Genomic DNA, 20730 nt, shown 5'->3' on the forward strand with positions numbered 1-20730 from the left:
GAAATTCCATTTGAGGCGAAACTTTCGCGCCCCCTGCTGTATTCTCAAAAAGCCTTTTACATGTTTTTTTATAATTTTGGAAGAGGAAGAACTGTTTTTATGTTAAAGGCTCTTGATAGAGTTTTATTATGCTTTACTGACTTAAAGATTCTTTCAGAGAATTCTACCAGTTACAATAACTCCTATATTGAGGTTATGCTAAAAAATTTACTTCAAATATAAAAAATCCTCCACACTTACGTAAAGACTATAAAAATGCGTTTTTTATTTCGCATTTCAGAGTATGATGCCAGACAAAATCAGAGAAGCAACAGAAAAATAGATTATAATACCCATAACATCCACTAAAGTTGCTACAAAAGGAGCAGAAGCACTTGCTGGGTCGAATTTGAAACCTTTCAGTATAAAAGGAAGCATAGAGCCAGATAAAGAACCAAACATAACGATTCCAACTAATGCTGTTCCTACCGTTATGGAAACTGCAATCCAATGCTCACCATAGTTATAGATGCCTAATTGTTGCCAGATAGTAATGCGCATGACTCCAATAATACCAAGTAAAAGACCAAGAGATAGTCCCGTTGGGATTTCACGAATGACAACTTTCCACCAATCACTAAGTGTGAGTTCACGTAAAGCCAATGCACGAATTATAAGGGATGTAGCTTGTGAACCAGAGTTTCCTCCTGAGCTCATAATGAGAGGAATGAACAATGTAAGGATAATAGCTTTCTCAAGTTCTGTTTCAAAATATTGCATAGCACTCGCTGTGAACATTTCACCTACAAATAGTAGAGAAAGCCAACCTCCGCGTTTTTTCATCATTCCAAGAAAATTTATTTGCATATACGGTTTATTGAGAGCTTCCATTCCTCCAAATTTATAAGCGTCTTCATTCATTTCATCGACCATAGCATCAAGCACGTCATCAACGGTTACAATACCGATGACATGATCACTTTCATCAACAACTGGTACTGAAAGAAGGTCATGGCGTCGAAAAAGACGGGCAATATCTTCATGATCCATGAAAGGGGAGATTGTGATGGGTGTATCATGCGTTGAGACATTAAGAATTTGTTCATCAGGCAGTGCAAGAATAAGATTCCTGAGTGAAACAGCTTTGAGAAGAGTACCTGTTTTGGGATCAATAACATAGCTTGTATAAACAGTTTCACGTGTTCGTTCGACATCGCGGATGTGATCAAGAGTTTTTTTTACTGTCCAGTTTGCTGGAACTGCTATGAATTCTGTTGTCATCAATGCTCCAGCTGTATTGTTTGGATAACTAGTAAGTTTTTTTAGTTCCGCTCGCGTTAAGGGTTTGAGCAGGCTATAAAGTCGCGTGCGGGTTTTCTTATCCATTTCTTGAAAAACGTCCGCGGCGGCATCTGCAGACATACCATCAAGGATTTCAACAGAACGGTTTATTGGAAGAAGATCAAGAATAGCTGCGGGTTGTTTAAGCTCTGGTTTATCAAAAAGTTCGACAGCATAATCGAGAGGCAAGAGACTGAGGACAGTAACACGTTCCATAATATCGAGATCATTGATGATATCAATTGAATCAGCAAAATGCTGATTTTTTAATTCTTCAGCGAGAACTTTTGGAGATAAATTATTAAAGTTGAAGGTCGTTTTGATTTCAGTCATTATAAAATACCTTCCGAAGAGTTGGAGAATTATGAATCCAGATATATGGAGTAAGATCAATAAAAAATTATGGAAAATTTAAAAAAAATCCCCCCCCAATCATATTCTCAATTGTTAATATTTAAAATAAAGTCAAGAAGGTATAGCAAGCTATAAACAATTTCGTGAATTAGATATGTTGATATTTTTATTAATCATTCCAAATCAAAGTTTCTTTTATATTTTTTGCACCAAGATACTGTGTTTAGAAGTTTATTTTGAAACACTCTAGACAATTTTACAATTTATGTCGTAGAGACAACAACTGTGCCTTCAATTTATAATGGAGATATGTGGTATTATGACGAAAGTAGTAGCGCTGGATTGGACAAGATTTTTAGGGCTTCCTGATCTTGCTTCGATTAGTGATGATGATTTTAAACCTGCTTTTGAACAGGCACTTAAAAAGGCAGAAGAAGAAATAGAAGCAATTGCAACGATGAAGGCAGCGCCAACAATTGAAAATTTTTTGCAGCCCTTTGAGCTTTCTGGTAAAGAGCTTGATTGTGTATGTTCAGTATTTTTTTTACGCTCCGGTGCACATAGTAATGAGTTAATTCAGAAATTAGAACAAGAGTTTGCTGTAAAGCTTTCTCATTACTCTTCAAAAATTATGATGGATGCACGAATATTTGCAAAAATAGATGTACTCTATAAGCAATCTAAAAAAGGTGTATATGATTGTGAAACAACACGGGTTATTGAACTATGGTGGAAACAATTTGTTTGCAACGGTGCAAAGCTTGATGAAAAAGGAAAGAGAAGGCTTGTTGAGCTTAATGAGAGGCTTGCTTTTTTAAGTGCTTCCTTTGGACAGAACGTCTTAAAAGATGAAGTTGAGTGGGTTTTATTTTTAGAACAAACAGATTTATGTGGTTTGCCTGAAGACCTTATTGCGTCAATGAGGGAAATTTCTCATGAAAGGGGCAATAAGAAGGCTTATGCGTTAACATTGGCACGCTCAATTATTGAGCCTTTTTTAAAATTCTCTCATCGACGCGACTTACGAAAAATGGTATTTAACGCTTGGTCTAAACGCGGCGAAAATAACAACGATAATGATAATAGAAAAAATATTGTAGAGATTATTGCTCTCCGAGATGAACGGGCTAAGTTATTAGGGTATCAATCTTTTGCGGATTTGAAACTTGATAATACTATGGCAAAGAACGTTAATGCTGTCATGGATTTGCTTATTCCTATATGGGAAAGAGCACGAGTTAAAGCTGCTGCTGAACAGGTTGAGCTGCAAGATTTTGCAAAAACTCAGGGAAACAATGAACCTTTGGCAGCTTGGGATTGGCGTTATTATTCTGAAAAATTACGAGCTAAAAAGTTTTCTTTTGATGAAACTGAGATTAAATACTATTTTCAACTTGATCGCATGATTGAGGCCGCTTTTGCAGTAGCGAGAAAGCTCTTTGGGATTTCATTTGAAGAAAAAAACACTATTACACTTTGGCACCCTGACGCGCGTTTGTGGGAAATTAAAAAATCTGATGGAAGTCTTCTAGGATATTTTATAGGTGATTATTTTGCACGTCCTTCGAAACGGTCCGGGGCATGGATGAGTAGTCTAAAATCTCAGCATAAATTGAATGAAGGACAAAAACCTATCATTTACAATATTTGTAATTTTGCTAAACCACCCAGAGGAGATATTGCTCTTTTATCTCTTGATGATGCGCGCACACTTTTTCATGAATTTGGGCATGCATTGCATGGTTTGCTTTCTGATGTAAAATGGCCATCCGTATCAGGTACGTCTGTCTCACGTGATTTTGTTGAATTGCCTTCTCAACTTTTTGAGCATTGGTTAACTGTGCCAGAGGTATTAAGATCTTATGCTATACACGTAAAAACAGGGCTTCCTATACCACAAAAACTGATGGATAAAATTATATCAGCACAGACATTTAATGCTGGTTTTTTTGCAGTTGAATTTACTTCATCAGCTCTTGTGGATATGGCTTTTCACAAAGGAGAAATGATAACTGATCCAACAACGTTTGAACATCGTGAGCTGAAAAGGCTGAAAATGCCTGATGCAATTGTTATGCGTCATCGTCCTCCACATTTTACACATATATTCTCAGGAGACGGTTATGCCGCTGGTTATTACTCTTATATGTGGTCAGAAGTGCTAGATGCTGATGCTTTTCAAGCCTTTGAAGAGATAGGCGATGTTTTTAATTCAGAGCTTGCAGATCGATTAAAGCGTTTTATCTATTCTGCCGGAGGAAGCGCTGATCCAGAGGAGCTTTATAAGGCTTTTCGGGGACGGTTGCCTTCACCTGAGGCTATGATCAAAAAACGTGGAATTTAAAGCTATCATAACATGTTTTACATACCATATTGTAAAATTTTTTCGCTCAACACGGCTTTATGAAACAAAAGTTACTTCATTTGTAAAGAAAATTAGATTCCATGTTTTAATAAGATATTATGGGAAGAAAAAATTATCTGCTCTATTTATTTTGTTTCCATTTGGAAGTGACAATGATTTTTTTATCATTGTTGAATCTGTTTTATCTAGCAAACGGGTATTTTGTTGTGCCATATCGTCAAGGCTCATTGGATGCATACGTTTAACATAATTTGGTTCTTGTGTGGGTTTTGAAGTATTTAGATCCGTAGAATGTGTATTGCCATCAGAAAATGAACCAAAGTTTAAGACAGTTTCTAATTTTTTTCTTAAATAGAATGCAATTTTTTTCTTTCCTTCAGGAGTAAAATTAATACCATCATTTGTACGTAGCATCACTGTTTTTCCATTTATATCACAGCCTGAAAAAGAAAATTGTCCCTGTGTGTCAACAAAGTCATTCCAAATATCAAGAAAATATCCGCTTTCTACTTCTGTTGCATTTTTATAAAGATCATTAAAACTCTTCATTTTTTGCATTAGATTGTTGTTTTTAAAAGAGGGTTGGCCTATCCATATCCATGGTTTTCCAGAATTATGAAGGCTTGTTGCAATTTCAGCAATTCTTTGTTTATATATGGCTATCCATTCTGGTTGGGTTGTGCTTATGATACCATTAGGAGTTGTAATTGGCTGATTATCATTTGCACCTATGACGATAACAATGGCGTCGGGTTTATGTGTATAGATAAGCTTGGAAATATTTTTTTGCCAAGAATAATAGTCGGTTCGAATTAGGCCAGAAGATGGTACGGAATTGTTAATAATAAGGACATCCCTATTATCATTGAAAAAAAAATTGAGTTCATTGGCAACGACGGAAGCTACAAAATCACCTATAATCAGAACACGTTTTGCATTTTCTGCTTTTAGTTTTTGAGCAGATACCCGTATTGTAATTTTTTTTTGTGGTTTGTATATTTTTTGTTCTACAATCTGTAATCGTTGTTTTGGTTCGCTGTGATTAAAAAATAATTTAAAAAAATTCTCTGCTTTGGCTGGGTTTTGTTGTATGAAAATAAGGGTAAGTGCGAAAGAAAACAGGTAAACCAAGTGCACATATCGGAGATAAAACAAGTATTTTACTCCTTATTTCTGTTTTCGAAGAAGAAAAAGCATTTGAGAGCTTGGATATCCGTTTTCCTCTAAATTATGATGCAGTTGGAAGATTTTAATTGCTTTTCTAGAGGCTGTTCCGATTTTTCCATCAATCTCTCCTTGATAATAGCCGAGTGCAGCAAGGCGAGATTGCAGCTCTTTACATTCTTGAAAAGTAAGAGGATGAAATGGTCGTTCCCAATCTTTCACTAGTTTAGGATGTCCGGCAATGCGGTTAGCTAAAAGAGAAACAGCGAAGGCGTAGCGATCTGCATTATTGTAACGTTTAAGAACAAAAAAGTTTTTTGTTACCAGAAATACAGGCCCTTTTAAACCATCTGGATATTTCAATATTGCTGTTTCAGGTGATGAAGGAAGAGGCTGCCCATTTGCAGTTTTTACACCAAGCTTTGCCCATTGTTCAAAGGAACACCAATCACTTGGAAAATTTGTTCCTTGTGGCAGTTTAACTTCCATTCCCCAAGGTAAGTCAGATTTCCACCCATTCATGTGAAGAAGATTAGCGGCAGTAGCAAGAGCATCTGGAACTGATGTCCAGATATCTCGTCGTCCATCTCCATCCATATCAACGGCATAAGCAAGATAACTACTTGGAATAAACTGCGTATGTCCCAATGCGCCAGCCCAAGATCCAATAAGTTGAGAACGGTTAATCTCACCACTTTGCAAAATTTTCAGAGCAGCAATTAATTGCGTGCGTGCATATTTTGCACGTTTTGGATCAGCATAGGATAGGGTTGCAAGTGAGCGAATGGTATCACGCATCACATTTTTATTTCCCAGGACTTTTCCATAATTACTTTCTATTGACCAAATTGCAAGGAGGATATTTTTATCAACGCCAAAACGATTCTCAATTTTAGGAAGCCACTTTTTTAATTCTTTAGCTTGACGTTTTCCTTCAACGATTGCAATGTCATGGATACGATTATCAAAATAGAGCCATGAAGGATTCACAAACTCTGGCTGATATGCCGCCCTTTCCAATACTTCCGGATCAATTGAGTTGATAGTTTTAAACGCTATATCAAACGTAGATGATGAGATATTGTTGGCTAGAGCTGTTTTTTTAAATTCTTGAATCCAGAGCTTAAAGCCATCTTCAGCACTGGAAAGTGGTGTAAAAAACATTAAAAAAACAAAAAAAATAGCAGATAAACCAACGACAGAAGAAACTTCGTTCACGGTTTTTCTTAAGTAGGTAAAAGTCTCAGATTTTATTGTTTTCATTTTTAGATATTCTATCAATGTTTAAATATTTTAATGTTTTGTAGCTATACTTTGTATGTGGTCTTATCAATTTTGTTGTCAAGTAAATGAGGACACTGAAACAAGATGTTTGTTTTAGGCAATATTCCCAAAGGTCATCATACTCTTGTGCATTTTTGTTGTCTATTATCAATAGCAATTTGAACAACAAGGTATTTAAAAATGTTCTAATGAGAGAATACAATCAATAAATCTAGAAAATTATATGATTGGTTGAGAGTACGAAAATACAAAATTTGCTATAGGTCTTATAAGAGTGGTTATACAAATGAAAGAAATTTCCTACTTTATTTTCAATTAAATTTTGTTTACAATGCAAAAATTAACTATGATAATTTTGTGCGCAATATTCTCCTCAATTCATCAAAATTCGGCGTCTATGATATAATAACAAATAATCCGAAAATTGTTAATTTGGATGTATTTGTTTAATCTGCAATGGTTTTTATTAATGGTATTTCCACGTAGATTTTTTCGTAATTGAATATAAGTAAATAGAAATTTTCACTTTCATAATCTTTTACGTACTGATGCTATCTTAATTGATTGCTTTTTATATTATGACAAAATTTTTTATTTGTTAGTAAAAGATAAAGTTAATAGCGAAGCCTATTTTTTTTGAAAAGCAGATTGTTAAAATTTTTACTTAGAAGAAGAATGGATCACTCCGTACGATTTATAATGAACCATGAATTTTTCCAGCGGGAAAATTATACCAGCATTTTTTGCATATTTGAGCAGAAAAATCATATTATTAAATAAATTTACGGTTTTCTGTCACAAATATGCCTTACATATTTCTATAATGATATATACTTTTATTCAAATTTTTCGCTTAAGAGAAAATTGTGATCCCGAACGTGACGTACAGAAAAGTTGTGTTGTGTTGTTTGATATTACACAATTCACCTTGGATATTGTTCCGCGGAGAATTGAGCGTATTTCAATATCTACATGTTGCGCACCAACGTAGTCGTAGGTACCTTCTGACAATTTCTCTTTTGTATCTGCTGCTCGTGTTTCAAAGACACCATTACGGAAAGAAGAAATGATACCATTCTCATCGACCCATTCACCATCAATTCCAGCTGGCATATTTTGTCCATAATATTGTGAAAAACCACAGGCTCCTAGTGCTAAAGCGGTGATCGTAAGACACAAGATACGGCAGATTTGCTTCATTGATTTTACTCTGATTTATGTTGCTTCACTTATCAACTTTTAACGTTATCGAATTGTTCCATTAGTCAATATGAAAATTTTGATGAAAATCAATAAAAAAGCAAAAAAAATGGAAAAAAGTGCCTTAATATTGTATTTAATTAACAGCTTGGTGAGGTTTGTTCGCAAAACATACAAGATAAGGTATATTCTTGTGATTTGCGATAATTCTTATGTTAAGTTGCTTAGTAGTCTCAGAGGAGATTATTAAAATTATGGTTGGTCCCATTCTTGTTGCAAGTGAAGACTATGGGAGGCGCATAGAGCTCGCTGCTATCCTCCGCGGTTTTGGTTATCGTGTCATTGAAGCAGAAAATGGCTTACGGACGATTGATCTCTTACACAGACGAAAAAACATTGTTCTTGTTCTTCTTGATGTCGTTATGAGCGATTTGAGTGTGAGTGATTTGATTAAAATGATTAAGGTTACTGGTGCCTCTGTTTTTATTGTTGTGATAGCACAACAAGACAACCAAGAATTACTCCAGAAAGCTTTAACAGCTGGAGCCATTGATTATTGGATTTACCCAGTCACACCATTGCGATTAAGAGTCACTTTGAATACTCTTGCTCTCATTTCTGCATTGGAACGAGACCTTCGTTACATTCGCCACAAAAATAAAAATCATTTAGGATTTTCGGATCTTTGCATAAAAAGCAAGGCAATGCAAATTCTCTTAGAACAATCGAAAAGAGCGGCAGCATCTTTACAGAATCTTTTAATAGAGGGTGAAGTTGGAACTGGACGAGAAACACTGGCTCGTATTATTCATCATGAGGGTTTGTTATCAGAGGGAGATTTTATTCGTTTCCAATGTTCATCGATTATTGATCCAGCAGAAGAAAATAGAAAGTGGTTTGAAGAGTTTTTACCATTGGTATCTTCCCTTGAGAAAGGAACACTTTGCCTTTGTGATGTTGATCGACTTGAGCCTGCACAACAAAGGCGTTTTGCACATTACCTTAAAGAAAGAGAAAAGGCTAAAAAGGATAAAGTTCCTTCTTTTCGGGTCATTGCTATTTCAACGTCTCGGCTAGCAGATTTAGTTAAAGAAGACTTTTTTTTAAGCAGTTTGTTTGAACATATTTCCCAATTATCTATCAATGTTCCTCCTTTGCGAGAATTGAGGGATGATTTTCCAGAGCTTATGCAACGTTTAATTGACAATATTATCACTGAAACAGGGCGATCACATGTACATGGTCTGGCAGGATCAGCTCTCTCATTGCTTATGCAATATGATTGGCCAGGTAATCGATATGAACTTGAAAATTTACTATTTCGTGCAATTTTATTGAGTGATGGGCCACTATTAACCGTTCGGGATTTTCCACAATTAATTGGAAATCCATTAATAGGTGTCTCTAATATCATGGACAATAACGTTCAAGAGCAATGTGAAAGGGAGTCGATACAATTTTTTAATGTCGATGGGCATGTGCGTGCTTTTGTTGATTTGGAGCGCGACATTATTGAAAGAGCTGTTAAACATTACAAAGGGCGTATGAGTGAAATTGCTCGTCGTCTTCGTATTGGACGTTCTACACTTTATCGCAAAATAGAAAGTTTGAGAGTAGAAGACGACCAAGATCAGAAGTAAGTTAACAACGCTGTTTGGTTCAGAAAATAGGCTTTTAAAAAAGGATGACATTTCTTGGTAAAAGGGAATTGTTTTTTTCTTTATAGAATCATCGTTGAATCTTTCTTTTTTAGTTTTCGTTACTTTAGTTAAGTTTATTCTTAAGATTAATGAACAACATTTTGTGCATTTTAAATATCAGTTTAATTTTGAAAAAAATTTTGGATCACATTAGTGTGATGTTTAGGTTACTTTCAAGTAAGGGATGGAATGCTATATATATTCCTATTTTAGATGGGATTTTAGTGTTATGATTTGTATCTATGTGTGATGATTTGAAAATGGAAAGTTAATTCTCTTTGACTCTGTTACGAATCTCTATTGATTTTATTATCTTTTTTTTTATTGCATCTGTATTGGCGATTTATACATATGGTCGCTTTATTAAAAATGCTCGTGGTGTACTTTCTTATGCATTTGCTATCAAAGAAGATGAGACTGAGATTGATCGCTTGGTCAATAAATTAGCAGAGAAAGAAGACGGACTCGGAGTTAATAAAGATGCTCTTTCGCTTATCGTAAGTAATTTGGATGCATTTTTTGTTCGTGCAATAGGGGCTGCACAGTCTGGACGTAGTCTTGATCTTATGTATTATATTTGGGATGATGATTTAACTGGCCGTTTGTTGTTAAGTGAAATAGTAGAGGCAGCTGACCGTGGTGTTCGAGTGCGGCTTCTTCTAGATGATATCAATGCTCAGGCACGCGATCCTGCTTATATTGCGTTGGATAAACATCCTCATATTGAGGTGAGAATGTTTAACCCTGGGCGGTCGCGTAGGGGTGTTTTTCGCCGTGGTTTAGAGATTATATTGCGAGCGATTATTGTAACTCGCAGAATGCACAATAAAGCTTTCATTATAGATGGTCGAGTGGCACTTGTGGGGGGACGGAATCTTGCAGATTCTTATTTTGATGCAGGAAAAAAATCACGTTTTCGAGATCTAGACTTGATGCTAATAGGCCCGTCAGTGAAAAAGGTAGAGGCTATTTTTGATGAATTTTGGAATAGCTCTGTCGTTTTGCCAATTCATACTCTGGTTGTTCCAAAAAGCATAGGCGATTTTGGTTATTGGAAAGATAAATTACGGCAATTTCGCGATTCCGACGCCGCAAAAATTTACTTAGATTACGTCAATGAGTATATTAGCCTTGAACGTTTTATTCAGACAGGAAAGCGATTATTTTTGGCGGATAAAGTTGCTGTTCTTTCAGATCCTCCAGAAAAAGCATTACGTAAAAAAGCAGAAAATTGGCTTATAAAGGCAATTTCACAAGTCATTGGAGATGCTAAGAAGACAGTTCAAATTACATCACCTTACTTTGTTCCCGGTAATATCGGTACGCAAAGTTTTAAAAATTTGGTTTCGAAAGGCGTTAATGTCAAAATTCTTACTAATTCCTTAGCAGCTACTGATGTTGCACTTGCGTATGGCGGTTATGTGCCATATCGAAAGGCGTTGCTGAAAAGTGGTGTTAAGCTCTATGAGTTAAAACCAGATGGAGAAACTCATGGATTGCGATTATTCAGATCAAACAAAGCAAGCTTACATACCAAGGCTTTTTTAGTTGATAGTAAAATTGCTTTCATTGGATCTTTAAATTTCGATCCTAGATCTGCTTCATTAAATACAGAAATGGGCATTCTTTTTGAATGTGCACCGATTGCTGCTAGGTTGGATCTGCTTTTTTCTGAAGAAACGACTGGCGAAATGAGTTATCATCTTCGTCTCGGTGATAACAATCGCATTTATTGGGATTTTATTGAGAACAAGAAACGATACAGCATTGACCATGAACCAGAAAGCAACTTTTGGCGTCGTGCATTTACAAAAATAATAAGTTTGTTGCCTATTGAGTCGCAATTGTAGAATTTGATAAATTACATATCAGGGATTATTTTTCTTTTCATTTTGTTTGTCGCATGGCATAATTCGTTGCCAATCCACAACTTATAAAAACCGCAGTTGTGTTTAAAGCTTCTTGCGGCATTTGTTATTAAAGGAATTTGGCGATGGCAAAGATTGTTGAAACAGGGACGGGTGCATTAGCACTGACTTTTGATGATGTGCTTTTACAGCCTGGTCATTCTCTTGTCATGCCTAGCCAAGTAGATATTAAAACGCGTATTGCCGCTGATATTGAGTTAAATTTGCCTTTGCTTTCCGCTGCGATGGATACTGTAACGGAATCACGTTTAGCAATTGCTATGGCTCAAGCTGGTGGCATTGGTGTCATCCATCGTAATATGTCTCCTGCAGAGCAGGCTGAAGAGGTTCGTCAGGTAAAAAAATTTGAATCCGGTATGGTTGTTAATCCAGTGACAATTGGTCCTGATGCAACACTTGAAGAGGCAAAAGCTTTGATGCATTCTTATGGTATTTCTGGTATTCCAGTTGTTGAAAGTGGCGCTCAAGGTGAGCCTGCTAGGCGTCTTGTTGGCATTTTGACAAATAGAGACGTGCGTTTTGCATCAGATCCAAAACAGAAAATTTATGAGTTAATGACGCATGAAAATTTGATCACAGTGCGTGAAAATGTTCAACTAGACGAAGCCAAATATCTTTTGCATCACCATCGTATTGAAAAATTGTTGGTTGTAGATGAACAAAACCGTTGCGTTGGTTTAGTAACGGTAAAAGATATTGAAAAAGCGCAATTAAATCCAAATTCTGCTAAAGATTCTCAAGGTCGCTTACGTGTTGCTGCTGCGAGTAGTGTAGGGGATGATGGGATGGAACGAGCTGAGAGGTTAATTGATGCGGGCGTTGACGTGTTGGTGATTGATACAGCTCATGGACATTCTCAACGTGTGCTGGAAATAGTTGAGCGTATAAAAAAAATGGCTCCTTCTACAGCTGTTATTGCTGGCAATATAGCAACTCCCCAAGCAACGAAAGCTTTGATTGATAGCGGTGCGGATGCAGTAAAAGTTGGTATTGGTCCTGGTTCTATTTGTACAACACGAATCGTTGCAGGTGTTGGTGTTCCCCAGCTTGCGGCTATTATGAGTGCTGCAGAGGTTGCTGACAAAGCTGGTATTCCTGTGATTGCTGATGGTGGCATAAAGGCTTCAGGTGATTTTGCCAAAGCTTTGGCAGGTGGGGCTTGTGCTGCCATGATTGGATCTCTTTTGGCGGGTACGGAGGAAAGTCCTGGTGAGGTTTATCTTTATCAAGGGCGATCGTTTAAAGCATATCGTGGTATGGGGTCTGTTGGTGCTATGGCAAGAGGATCAGCAGATCGTTATTTTCAGGATGAAGTTCGCGATGCGCTTAAATTAGTTCCAGAAGGTGTTGAGGGTCAAGTTGCTTACAAAGGTCCTATAGCGTCGGTTTTGCATCAGCTTGCTGGAGGATTGCGTGCTTCAATGGGCTATGTTGGTGCGAAAGATCTAGCGGAGTTTCGTGAAAAAGCAACTTTTGTCCGTATTACCAATGCTGGTCTTCATGAAAGCCATACACATAATGTTACTATCACTCGGGAGAGTCCTAATTATCGTGCTCCTGTTTAGTTTGTAAAAGATTAATTTGTTTTTCACGGACAAAACAATTGTTTCTAAACGATGTATAGGAATGATCATTTTTAGCAGCGGTTTTTTTCGAAATAATCTTCAAAGTAGAGGGAAGGAATCAGAAAATAATGTTCCAATTCCTTCTACTAGTTAAATGAAATTGAGAAAATTAGCTTTTTGAAGTATTCCGCCCCGTTTTTGACACGCGTTGGCGAGTGTTATTTTGATCACTTTGGACGGATTTCTTTCCATTGTTTGAGGGTATGGTATTGTGGCGGCTTTTAGATGAAGCTGTTTTCCCATTATTGTAGTTATTCATTATTTTCTCCTTTCAAATTATCTGGTGTGACCAGTACAATAAAAACGGTCGTGCCAAATAGTGGTTCCAAGAGTTTTCTTAAAAGTTATATGATGTTCTATTTGGAACAAGATGGATTCTCGCTGTTTTGAAAGAAGAATTTTTCCATGTTTCAAAGAAGAAATCCATTTTATGGTATGGGATACTTTATATTGAGTGCGGTGATGCAAATTTATTAAACAATTATTTTACCGAAAAAGGATGATTTTGTAATTTTTGCACACTTAATAAAAAACTCTAACATTTTTTCTTGTCTTATTAAATAGAATTTTATGTAGCATTTTGAGTTATAGAGGGTATGAGTAAGAAGTATATGAGATGGTAGGTTTGAGTGCTGTGAAAAACTATAACCAGAATCATTCACAATAAATTTGTGATAATTTTTAAAAGATTTCACTGGTAGTGAGAGAGATGATTTTGTTCTTTTTTTGAATTAAATGGGAGAAATAAATGAGATTAGGTGGACGTTTGCAGGCAGCAGTAGATGTTTTAAAAGAGATAGAAACTCGGCATCGTCCTGCAAGTGAAGCTTTAAAAGATTGGGGAGAGTCTCATCGATTCGCTGGGGCAAGTGATCGTGCAATGATTGGTACAATTGTTTATGATGTTTTGAGGAAGCGTTATTCTTTACCATGGCGTATGGATAGTGATGATCTCAGAGATATTGTTTTTGGTGTTCTCTTAGATGACGAAAAAATGACGATTGAGCAAATTGATTGCCAGTTAAGGGAAGACAGATTTGCACCACAACTATTAGGAATTAAACAGCGTAGATCATGGCAAGAACGGCAATTGATTGATGCACCAGACCATATTCGTGGTGATGTTCCTCAGTGGTGTCAAGATCATTTACGTTCTGTATTCTCTGATAATTGGATAATTGAAGCTACGGCATTAGCAACACGCCCTTCTTTAGATTTACGTGTGAATATTTTAAAAGCAACGCCAGAGAAGGTATTGAAAGAATTATCAAAAATAGAAATTCAGTCTCTATCATGGTTTAGCCAAGCTTTAAGAATTCCTCCTATTGAAAAGTTTTTCCGTCATCCAAATATTCAAGTTGAACCTGCTTTTCAAAAGGGACATCTTGAAATACAGGATTTGGGATCACAGATCGTTTCCTATCTTGTTGAAGCCAAAGAAAGCATGCAAGTGTTGGATTATTGTGCTGGAGCTGGCGGAAAATCATTGGCATTGGCTGCTAGTATGAGGAATCGTGGACAAATTTATGCTTATGACTCAGACAAAATCCGCTTGGCTCCTATCTTTGATCGTCTTCGACGTTCCGGTATTCATAATGTACAACCACGGGTGCACGTAGAAGAATTAAAATCACTGGTGGGCCACATGGATATTGTTTTATTAGATGTGCCGTGTAGTGGAACAGGAACATGGCGTCGTCGTCCAGATGCGAAATGGCGTTTAACATTAGAACAAGTAAAACGGCGTCAAGCAGAGCAAAGGACGATTTTGAATTCGGCATTGAATTACCTCAAGCCAAGTGGTCGTTTAGTCTACATTACATGTTCTCTTTTTGCCGATGAGAATGAAGAACAAATTTCTCACTTTCTCCAGCAGCATTCTAATTTTTATCCGATAGATATACAAAAACTTTGGAAAAAACATTTTGGCCTTTCGTCCGTACAACCTATATTTTCAAATTACGGACTTACTTTATCTCCAGCATCAACAAATACAGATGGCTTTTTTTTATCTATTTTGCAACAAAAGCATTAACTGATATTTTTATGCTTTTTATTTTGAATATTATAAGAATAATATTTTTCATGCTAAGTATCTTGTGAAAAAGAAAAGATTGGATAATAAATCTCATTTCCTAATTTTTAATGATCATTGATTGGTTTTTTATGAGCATATTGCATTCAGACATTATCCTTATTATTGATTTTGGTTCGCAAGTAACACAATTGATCGCGCGGCGAGTGCGAGCAATGGGCGTTTATTCTGAAATTGTTTCGTTTCAATCTGCTTCAGAATGGCTTACAAAAATAAAGCCTAAAGCTATTATTCTATCTGGAAGTCCTTATTCAACTCTTAATGATGGATCACCACGTGTTCCGACGGAAGTTTTTGAAGCTGGTATTCCAGTTCTCGGGATTTGTTATGGTGAACAAGCTATGTGTGTTCAGCTTGGTGGACAAGTTGAAGCTGGGCATGAGCGTGAATTTGGACGTGCTTTTTTGGAGATAAAAGAAGATAGTGCACTTTTTAATGGTGTTTGGAAGAAAGGATCCTTTTATCAGGTATGGATGAGCCATGGCGATCGCGTGACATCTTTGCCAAAAGGTTTTCGTGTCATAGGAATCTCAAAAGGTGCTCCTTATGCTGCTATTGCTGATGAAAAACGCCGTTTTTATGGGGTGCAATTTCATCCTGAAGTTGTGCACACACCAGATGGTACAAAATTGTTACAGAATTTTGTACACAAAATATCTGGTCTTGAAAGTAATTGGTCAATGGCTTCTTATCGTAATCGAGCAGTTGTTGGGATACGAGAGAAAGTTGGAAAAAGTCGTGTAATTTGTGGTCTTTCAGGTGGTGTTGATTCATCTGTTGCAGCTATGCTTATTCATGAAGCGATAGGAGATCAGCTAACGTGTATTTTTGTAGATCACGGATTGATGCGTAAAAATGAATCTGAAGAAGTTCTCACATTGTTTCGAAGTCATTGTAACATAAAGTTGATTCACGTTAATGCTGCGAATACGTTTATTAATGCTTTAGAAGGTGAAACAGATCCAGAGAAAAAACGAAAAACGATAGGTCGCCTTTTTATTGAAGTGTTTGAAGAAGAAACCAAAAAGATAGGGGGAGCAGAATTTTTAGCGCAGGGAACACTTTATCCAGATGTTATTGAAAGCGTGTCATCTATTGGTCAATCAGTAACAATTAAAAGTCATCATAACGTGGGAGGATTGCCAGAACGGATGAATATGAGACTCATAGAGCCATTACGTGAGCTGTTTAAAGATGAAGTACGTTCTTTGGGGCAAGAATTAGGGTTACCTCAGCAGTTTATTGGCCGTCATCCTTTCCCAGGACCGGGGCTTGCAGTTCGGTGCTTAGGTGCAGTTACGCGTGAAAAATTAGAAATTTTGCGTGAAGCTGATGCTGTTTATCTTGATGAGATACATAAATCTGGTCTTTATGATGAAATTTGGCAGGCCTTTGCCGTTCTTCTTCCCGTTCAGACTGTTGGTGTAATGGGCGACGGTCGCACTTATGAATTTGTTTGTGCTCTTCGCGCTGTAACGTCTATAGATGGAATGACTGCCGATTTTTATCCATATAATATGGAATTTTTAGGGAAAGTAGCAGCCCGTATTATTAATGAAGTTAAGGGGATTAACCGCGTTGTGTATGATATAACCTCGAAGCCTCCTGGAACTATTGAGTGGGAATGATTAAAATTAAGTCAGTTATTTTAAGTGTAGACTATCGTTTCAAATTTTATGCTAGAGAGATTAATCGAAAGAAATACATTTCTTTAAAAAATGTTTGTTATATAGCTGGAACAGTTTTTCATAGTTATTATTTGGGTACATATCTGTTTATATTGTTTAAAGTTTGGAAATATGAAATCTAGTATATATCAAAAAAAAATTGTTGCACATCGCGGTGGAGCCAGTCTCTATCCTGAAAATACACTTTCAGCATTTCGTCATGCAATTACGTTGGGAGTTGATGAAATTGAATGCGATGTTCATCTTCTTAAAAGTGGTGAAGTGGTTGTATTTCATGATTTCCTTCTAGAACAACTAGTTGGAAAAAAAGGATATATTCATGATATAGACAATGAAACACGCAAGAGACTTTGTATAAAAGGAAGTACTGAAGCTCCCCCTTTGTTAGAAGAGGTTCTTGATCTTTTGCAACCAACCAATGTTGCGCTGCACATTGAAATCAAAACATGCGGTGAGATTGAGCGCGAGTATATTTTATCTCAAAAAGTGCTCATGCTGATAAAAAGTAGAAATTTATCAAATAAGATTTCTGTTATTAGTTTTGATCCCCTTAGCCTTCGTCCTTTTATTGAAGCAGGTATACCATCTGGGCCATGTATTGATAAGCTTGATGATGATATGTTTCATCACCTTTCTGAATGGAAGCATTTGGGGTATTCAGATCTGAGCTTGTATGGCTCCATTGTTTCACAGGATTTTGTTGAAGCTGCCCGTGATTTTGACTTCACTGTAGGAGTATGGACGATTAATGGAAGGACGCGGTTATCACATTGGCTCGATATGCCAATACATTATATTACGACGGATCAGCCTGATCTTGCTTTACAATTACGTTCACAGAAATAAAGAATTTTTCTGCCAAATTATATGTAAAAAATTGATTTTAAAATGTAAACTACAATGTATGTTAAGTTAATTTGCTTAATATTATAACGTTTCATTATTTTACATATCTTATATAGATTAGAAAAAATCATTTGATAATATGGTAAAAAAGGGGCATTTATCTTTAAAATGTAAGACTATAAAGAACGAAAAGACGTTCATTAACTTTTTGGATATGGAAGTAATTACAAATGTAATAATCTCATAAAAATACAAATTGTTGTGGTCATCACAGATGACGATGAAAATTTTTACCATGTTGTTATGTGCGTCTTCCCGTTTTTTTATTAAAAGTATGAAAACTTTTGTAAGAAACGGTGAAGCTTAGCTTTTGTCCAGAGTTTTTGGTAAGACGCTCTTTGACATCAACGGTCAAGAGAGCATCATTCCAACGTGTTAAAACATGACACCCCATTCCAATGGGATTGATAAGTTCAATATGCGTGTGAAAAATAGGTCCTTCATTTGGATGCTCACCTAACAGGATTGATTCTGGTCTAAATGCCAAAAGATTAGTTTCTTCATTAAAGGAAAATTGTTTACCTAAATATTGTTCAAAAATTTGACGATCAATAAAATTCATAGGAGGGGAACCAATAAATTCTGCAACAAAGATTGTCGCTGGATAGTCATAAATTTCTGTAGGAGATCCAATTTGTTCAATATTTCCTTTATTCATAACAACGATTCTATCAGCAAGCGTCATTGCTTCTAACTGATCATGTGTAACATAGAGGCTGGTTGTTCCTAAAGAGCGCTGTAACGTTTTGATCTCAATGCACATTTGCGTGCGTAATTTTGCATCAAGATTTGAAAGTGGCTCATCAAAGAGAAAAACACGAGGTTTGCGCACAATGGCACGTCCTATTGCGACACGTTGCCGCTGTCCTCCTGATAACTGTCTTGGCTTACGATCCAAGAATGGCTCTATCTGTAGAAGTTTTGCTGCATTTGCAACTCTTTTCTTAATTTCTTCTTTGGGTGTTTTACGGTTTTTGAGGCCATATTCTAAATTCTTTCGAACTGTCATATGAGGGTAAAGCGCATAATTTTGGAAAACCATAGCAATATCACGATCAGCGGGTTCATGATCATTAATACGTTCATTGTCAATATAGAGTTCACCTGAGGTAACTTGCTCGAGTCCAGCAATGATCCGTAATACAGTTGATTTTCCACATCCTGAAGGACCAACCAAGACAAGAAGTTCACGATCAGCAACGGTTAAGCTAAGATTATTAATGACTAAGATATCGTTATCATATTGTTTTTTTATATTTGACAGCTGAATTGTTGCCACAGTTATTTCTCCATTTCAATTAGGCCTTTTATAAAAAGTCGTTGCATAAAGATAACGACCAGAACAGGTGGAATCATGGCAACGACAGAGACTGCCATAAGAATATTCCACTGAGGCTCATGTTGAAGTGATTCTACGATAAGTTGTTTTAGAATAACGAGAATGGTTTGATGATTTTGATCTGTTGTAACAATAAGAGGCCACAGATATTGTATCCATCCATAGATAAACATAATGATAAATAAAGCGGAAATGTTGTTTTTGCTGAGAGGCAAAAGGATATCCTTAAAAAATTTAATTGGTCCTGCACCGTCGATACGTGCAGCTTCTAAGAGTTCATCAGGAACAGTTAGAAAAAATTGACGAAACAAAAATGTAGCAGTTGCTGAAGCAATAAGTGGAATAATCATTCCACTATAGGTGTTTATCATGTTCAATTTTGCAACAACAGCATAGGTTGGGATAATACGAACTTCGATAGGAAGCATTAACGTGACAAAGATAAGGGAAAAAGCAGTTTTGCGAAAGGGAAAGCGCATATAGACAATTGCATAAGCAGAGAAGAGTGAAATAATAACTTTTCCAATACTGATACTCAGTGCTATGATGAGTGAGTTCATCAGAAGTGGTCCTAGTCGTGGAAGACCAAGTTGGGTAAGTTTATCACCAAAAATCATTGTATAATTTTCTAAGGCATATTTTCCTGGTAAAAGAGGAAGTATACCAGAATTAAATGAAGCTGAGCTGTGTGTTGAAGCAATAACGGCAACATAAACTGGGAAACAAATGACTACAATGCCTACAATTAAGATGATATGGGTTATAAATCTCAAAATGGGACGATTCTCAACCATGATTTTTCTTCTAATACTGTACGTGGTGTTCAATCCAACGAAATTGGATAAATGTCAAAACAATAACCATCAGCATTAATATCACTGATTGTGCTGCGGATGCACCAATTATCTGATTTTTAAAGCCATCATCATATATTTTGTAGACGAGTGTGCTTGTTGAACGAGCTGGTCCTCCAGCAGTCATGTTATCAATAATACCAAATGTATCGAACATAACGTAATGAATGTTGACAATAAGTAGAAAAAAGGTTGTTGGAGAAATTTGTGGGAAAACAACAGTCCAAAATCGTTTCAAAGGATGAGCACCATCGATTGCTGCTGCTTCTATTTGAGAGCGTGGAATCGATTGAAGACCTGTAAGAAAAAAAAGGAAATTATAGGAAATTTGTTGCCAACTAGCAGCAATCACAACAAGAACCATTGCTTGAACGCTGCTAACACGATGATCCCATATGATTCTTACTTTTTCAAGGAGGAATGGAAAAATACCGATTGTTGGATGAAAAATGAACAGCCATAAAACACCTGCTAATACAGGAGCAACTGCATAGGGCCAGAGCAAGAACATTGTATAAACTTTTTTTGCGCGGATAACACGATCAACAGAAACAGCCAAAAGAAGTGATATGGCCATTGCAATGACGGTGACAGAGACAGAAAATATCACAGTTACAAGCAATGATTTCGTGTAGATTGGATCAGATAGGACGGTTAAATAATTTTCGAAACCAATAAATGTTGTTGTCAATCCAAATGGATCTTCACGTTCAAAAGAAAGTTTTATCGTTTGAAAAGCAGGAAGTAAAAAAAACAAAAAAGTTACTACAAGCTGAGGAAGTAGTAGCCAGTAGGGAAGAAGGCTATTTTTAAAATATGCACACTTTTTTCGCATATTCAGAGCTTTCTAATAAAAGGAATTAGAAGAGTAATAACGAGAAAGTTGAAAAAAATAATCTTTAGATTGA

Annotated in this window: 15 protein-coding genes; 7 read left to right on the top strand and 8 right to left on the bottom strand. The window is 36.3% G+C overall.

The genetic code is table 11. The annotated features are described in order from the left end of the window. Positions 1–276: 276 nt before the first annotated feature. Complete coding sequence (mgtE, locus tag V4P54_RS00675; protein ID WP_455477246.1) at positions 277–1653, bottom strand: magnesium transporter; 1377 nt, start codon at positions 1651–1653, stop codon at positions 277–279. Between the two features lie 340 nt (positions 1654–1993). Between mgtE and V4P54_RS00680 the strand changes: the two genes are divergently transcribed. Further along, positions 1994–4018: a M3 family metallopeptidase gene (locus V4P54_RS00680; RefSeq protein ID WP_455477247.1), complete on the top strand. Its 2025-nt coding sequence runs from the start codon at positions 1994–1996 to the stop codon at positions 4016–4018. A 117-nt stretch (positions 4019–4135) separates the two neighbouring features. On the opposite strand, the gene V4P54_RS00685 is transcribed toward V4P54_RS00680, so the two are convergent. From V4P54_RS00685 to V4P54_RS00695, 3 genes are all read right to left on the bottom strand, one after another. Further along, complete coding sequence (locus V4P54_RS00685) at positions 4136–5194, bottom strand: SGNH/GDSL hydrolase family protein (protein WP_455477248.1); 1059 nt, start codon at positions 5192–5194, stop codon at positions 4136–4138. A 12-nt stretch (positions 5195–5206) separates the two neighbouring features. Further along, the gene (locus tag V4P54_RS00690; RefSeq protein WP_455477249.1) at positions 5207–6466 is read right to left on the bottom strand and encodes a lytic murein transglycosylase; all 1260 of its coding nucleotides are present in this window, start codon (positions 6464–6466) and stop codon (positions 5207–5209) included. A gap of 861 nt (positions 6467–7327) precedes the next feature. Beyond that, entirely contained in the window at positions 7328–7687 is a 360-nt protein-coding gene (locus V4P54_RS00695; RefSeq protein WP_455477250.1) for a hypothetical protein, read from the bottom strand. 254 nt (positions 7688–7941) lie between these two features. On the opposite strand from V4P54_RS00695, the gene V4P54_RS00700 reads away from it, so the two are divergent. The 3 genes from V4P54_RS00700 (at position 7942) to guaB (ending at position 12880) form a co-directional block, all read left to right on the top strand. Further along, positions 7942–9327 (top strand): sigma-54-dependent transcriptional regulator, encoded by a 1386-nt coding sequence (locus tag V4P54_RS00700; protein WP_455477251.1) that lies wholly within the window; start codon positions 7942–7944, stop codon positions 9325–9327. Between the two features lie 338 nt (positions 9328–9665). Then, positions 9666–11237: a phospholipase D-like domain-containing protein gene (locus tag V4P54_RS00705; protein ID WP_455477252.1), complete on the top strand. Its 1572-nt coding sequence runs from the start codon at positions 9666–9668 to the stop codon at positions 11235–11237. A 143-nt stretch (positions 11238–11380) separates the two neighbouring features. Next, a complete protein-coding gene (guaB, locus tag V4P54_RS00710) occupies positions 11381–12880 on the top strand; it encodes an IMP dehydrogenase (protein WP_455477253.1) in 1500 nt (499 codons plus the stop codon). Between the two features lie 169 nt (positions 12881–13049). On the opposite strand, the gene V4P54_RS00715 is transcribed toward guaB, so the two are convergent. After that, a complete protein-coding gene (locus V4P54_RS00715; protein WP_455477254.1) occupies positions 13050–13199 on the bottom strand; it encodes a hypothetical protein in 150 nt (49 codons plus the stop codon). A 489-nt stretch (positions 13200–13688) separates the two neighbouring features. On the opposite strand from V4P54_RS00715, the gene V4P54_RS00720 reads away from it, so the two are divergent. The 3 genes from V4P54_RS00720 to V4P54_RS00730 all read left to right on the top strand — a co-directional run bounded on the left by V4P54_RS00720 (position 13689) and on the right by V4P54_RS00730 (position 17569). Further along, the gene (locus V4P54_RS00720; protein WP_455477255.1) at positions 13689–14975 is read left to right on the top strand and encodes an RsmB/NOP family class I SAM-dependent RNA methyltransferase; all 1287 of its coding nucleotides are present in this window, start codon (positions 13689–13691) and stop codon (positions 14973–14975) included. A gap of 131 nt (positions 14976–15106) precedes the next feature. Continuing rightward, positions 15107–16663 carry a glutamine-hydrolyzing GMP synthase gene (guaA, locus tag V4P54_RS00725; RefSeq protein WP_455477256.1) on the top strand — a complete coding sequence of 519 codons (1557 nt, stop codon included), beginning with the start codon at positions 15107–15109 and terminating at the stop codon, positions 16661–16663. 183 nt (positions 16664–16846) lie between these two features. Continuing rightward, entirely contained in the window at positions 16847–17569 is a 723-nt protein-coding gene (locus V4P54_RS00730; RefSeq protein WP_455477640.1) for a glycerophosphodiester phosphodiesterase, read from the top strand. Positions 17570–17870: 301 nt separating this feature from the next. Here V4P54_RS00730 and V4P54_RS00735 read toward each other — a convergent pair whose 3' ends face one another. The 3 genes from V4P54_RS00735 to ugpA are packed head-to-tail and all read right to left on the bottom strand — an operon-like array spanning position 17871 to position 20657. Beyond that, positions 17871–18908: a sn-glycerol-3-phosphate import ATP-binding protein UgpC gene (locus tag V4P54_RS00735; protein WP_455477257.1), complete on the bottom strand. Its 1038-nt coding sequence runs from the start codon at positions 18906–18908 to the stop codon at positions 17871–17873. 2 nt (positions 18909–18910) lie between these two features. Then, the gene (gene ugpE / locus V4P54_RS00740; protein ID WP_455477258.1) at positions 18911–19762 is read right to left on the bottom strand and encodes a sn-glycerol-3-phosphate ABC transporter permease UgpE; all 852 of its coding nucleotides are present in this window, start codon (positions 19760–19762) and stop codon (positions 18911–18913) included. 10 nt (positions 19763–19772) lie between these two features. After that, entirely contained in the window at positions 19773–20657 is an 885-nt protein-coding gene (ugpA, locus tag V4P54_RS00745) for a sn-glycerol-3-phosphate ABC transporter permease UgpA (protein ID WP_455477259.1), read from the bottom strand. Between the last annotated feature and the right edge of the window lie 73 nt (positions 20658–20730).

This window comes from Bartonella sp. B41 (genome assembly GCF_053795765.1).

What these genes read in the sequence shown, in the direction of transcription:
- mgtE (WP_455477246.1), bottom strand. Translation starts at nt 1,653, where the DNA reads ATGACTGAAATCAAAACGACCTTCAACTTTAATAATTTATCTCCAAAA.
- V4P54_RS00680 (WP_455477247.1), top strand. Translation starts at nt 1,994, where the DNA reads ATGACGAAAGTAGTAGCGCTGGATTGGACAAGATTTTTAGGGCTTCCT.
- V4P54_RS00690 (WP_455477249.1), bottom strand. Translation starts at nt 6,466, where the DNA reads ATGAAAACAATAAAATCTGAGACTTTTACCTACTTAAGAAAAACCGTG.
- V4P54_RS00695 (WP_455477250.1), bottom strand. Translation starts at nt 7,687, where the DNA reads ATGAAGCAAATCTGCCGTATCTTGTGTCTTACGATCACCGCTTTAGCA.
- V4P54_RS00700 (WP_455477251.1), top strand. Translation starts at nt 7,942, where the DNA reads ATGGTTGGTCCCATTCTTGTTGCAAGTGAAGACTATGGGAGGCGCATA.
- guaB (WP_455477253.1), top strand. Translation starts at nt 11,381, where the DNA reads ATGGCAAAGATTGTTGAAACAGGGACGGGTGCATTAGCACTGACTTTT.
- V4P54_RS00715 (WP_455477254.1), bottom strand. Translation starts at nt 13,199, where the DNA reads ATGAATAACTACAATAATGGGAAAACAGCTTCATCTAAAAGCCGCCAC.
- V4P54_RS00720 (WP_455477255.1), top strand. Translation starts at nt 13,689, where the DNA reads ATGAGATTAGGTGGACGTTTGCAGGCAGCAGTAGATGTTTTAAAAGAG.
- guaA (WP_455477256.1), top strand. Translation starts at nt 15,107, where the DNA reads ATGAGCATATTGCATTCAGACATTATCCTTATTATTGATTTTGGTTCG.
- ugpE (WP_455477258.1), bottom strand. Translation starts at nt 19,762, where the DNA reads ATGGTTGAGAATCGTCCCATTTTGAGATTTATAACCCATATCATCTTA.
- ugpA (WP_455477259.1), bottom strand. Translation starts at nt 20,657, where the DNA reads ATGCGAAAAAAGTGTGCATATTTTAAAAATAGCCTTCTTCCCTACTGG.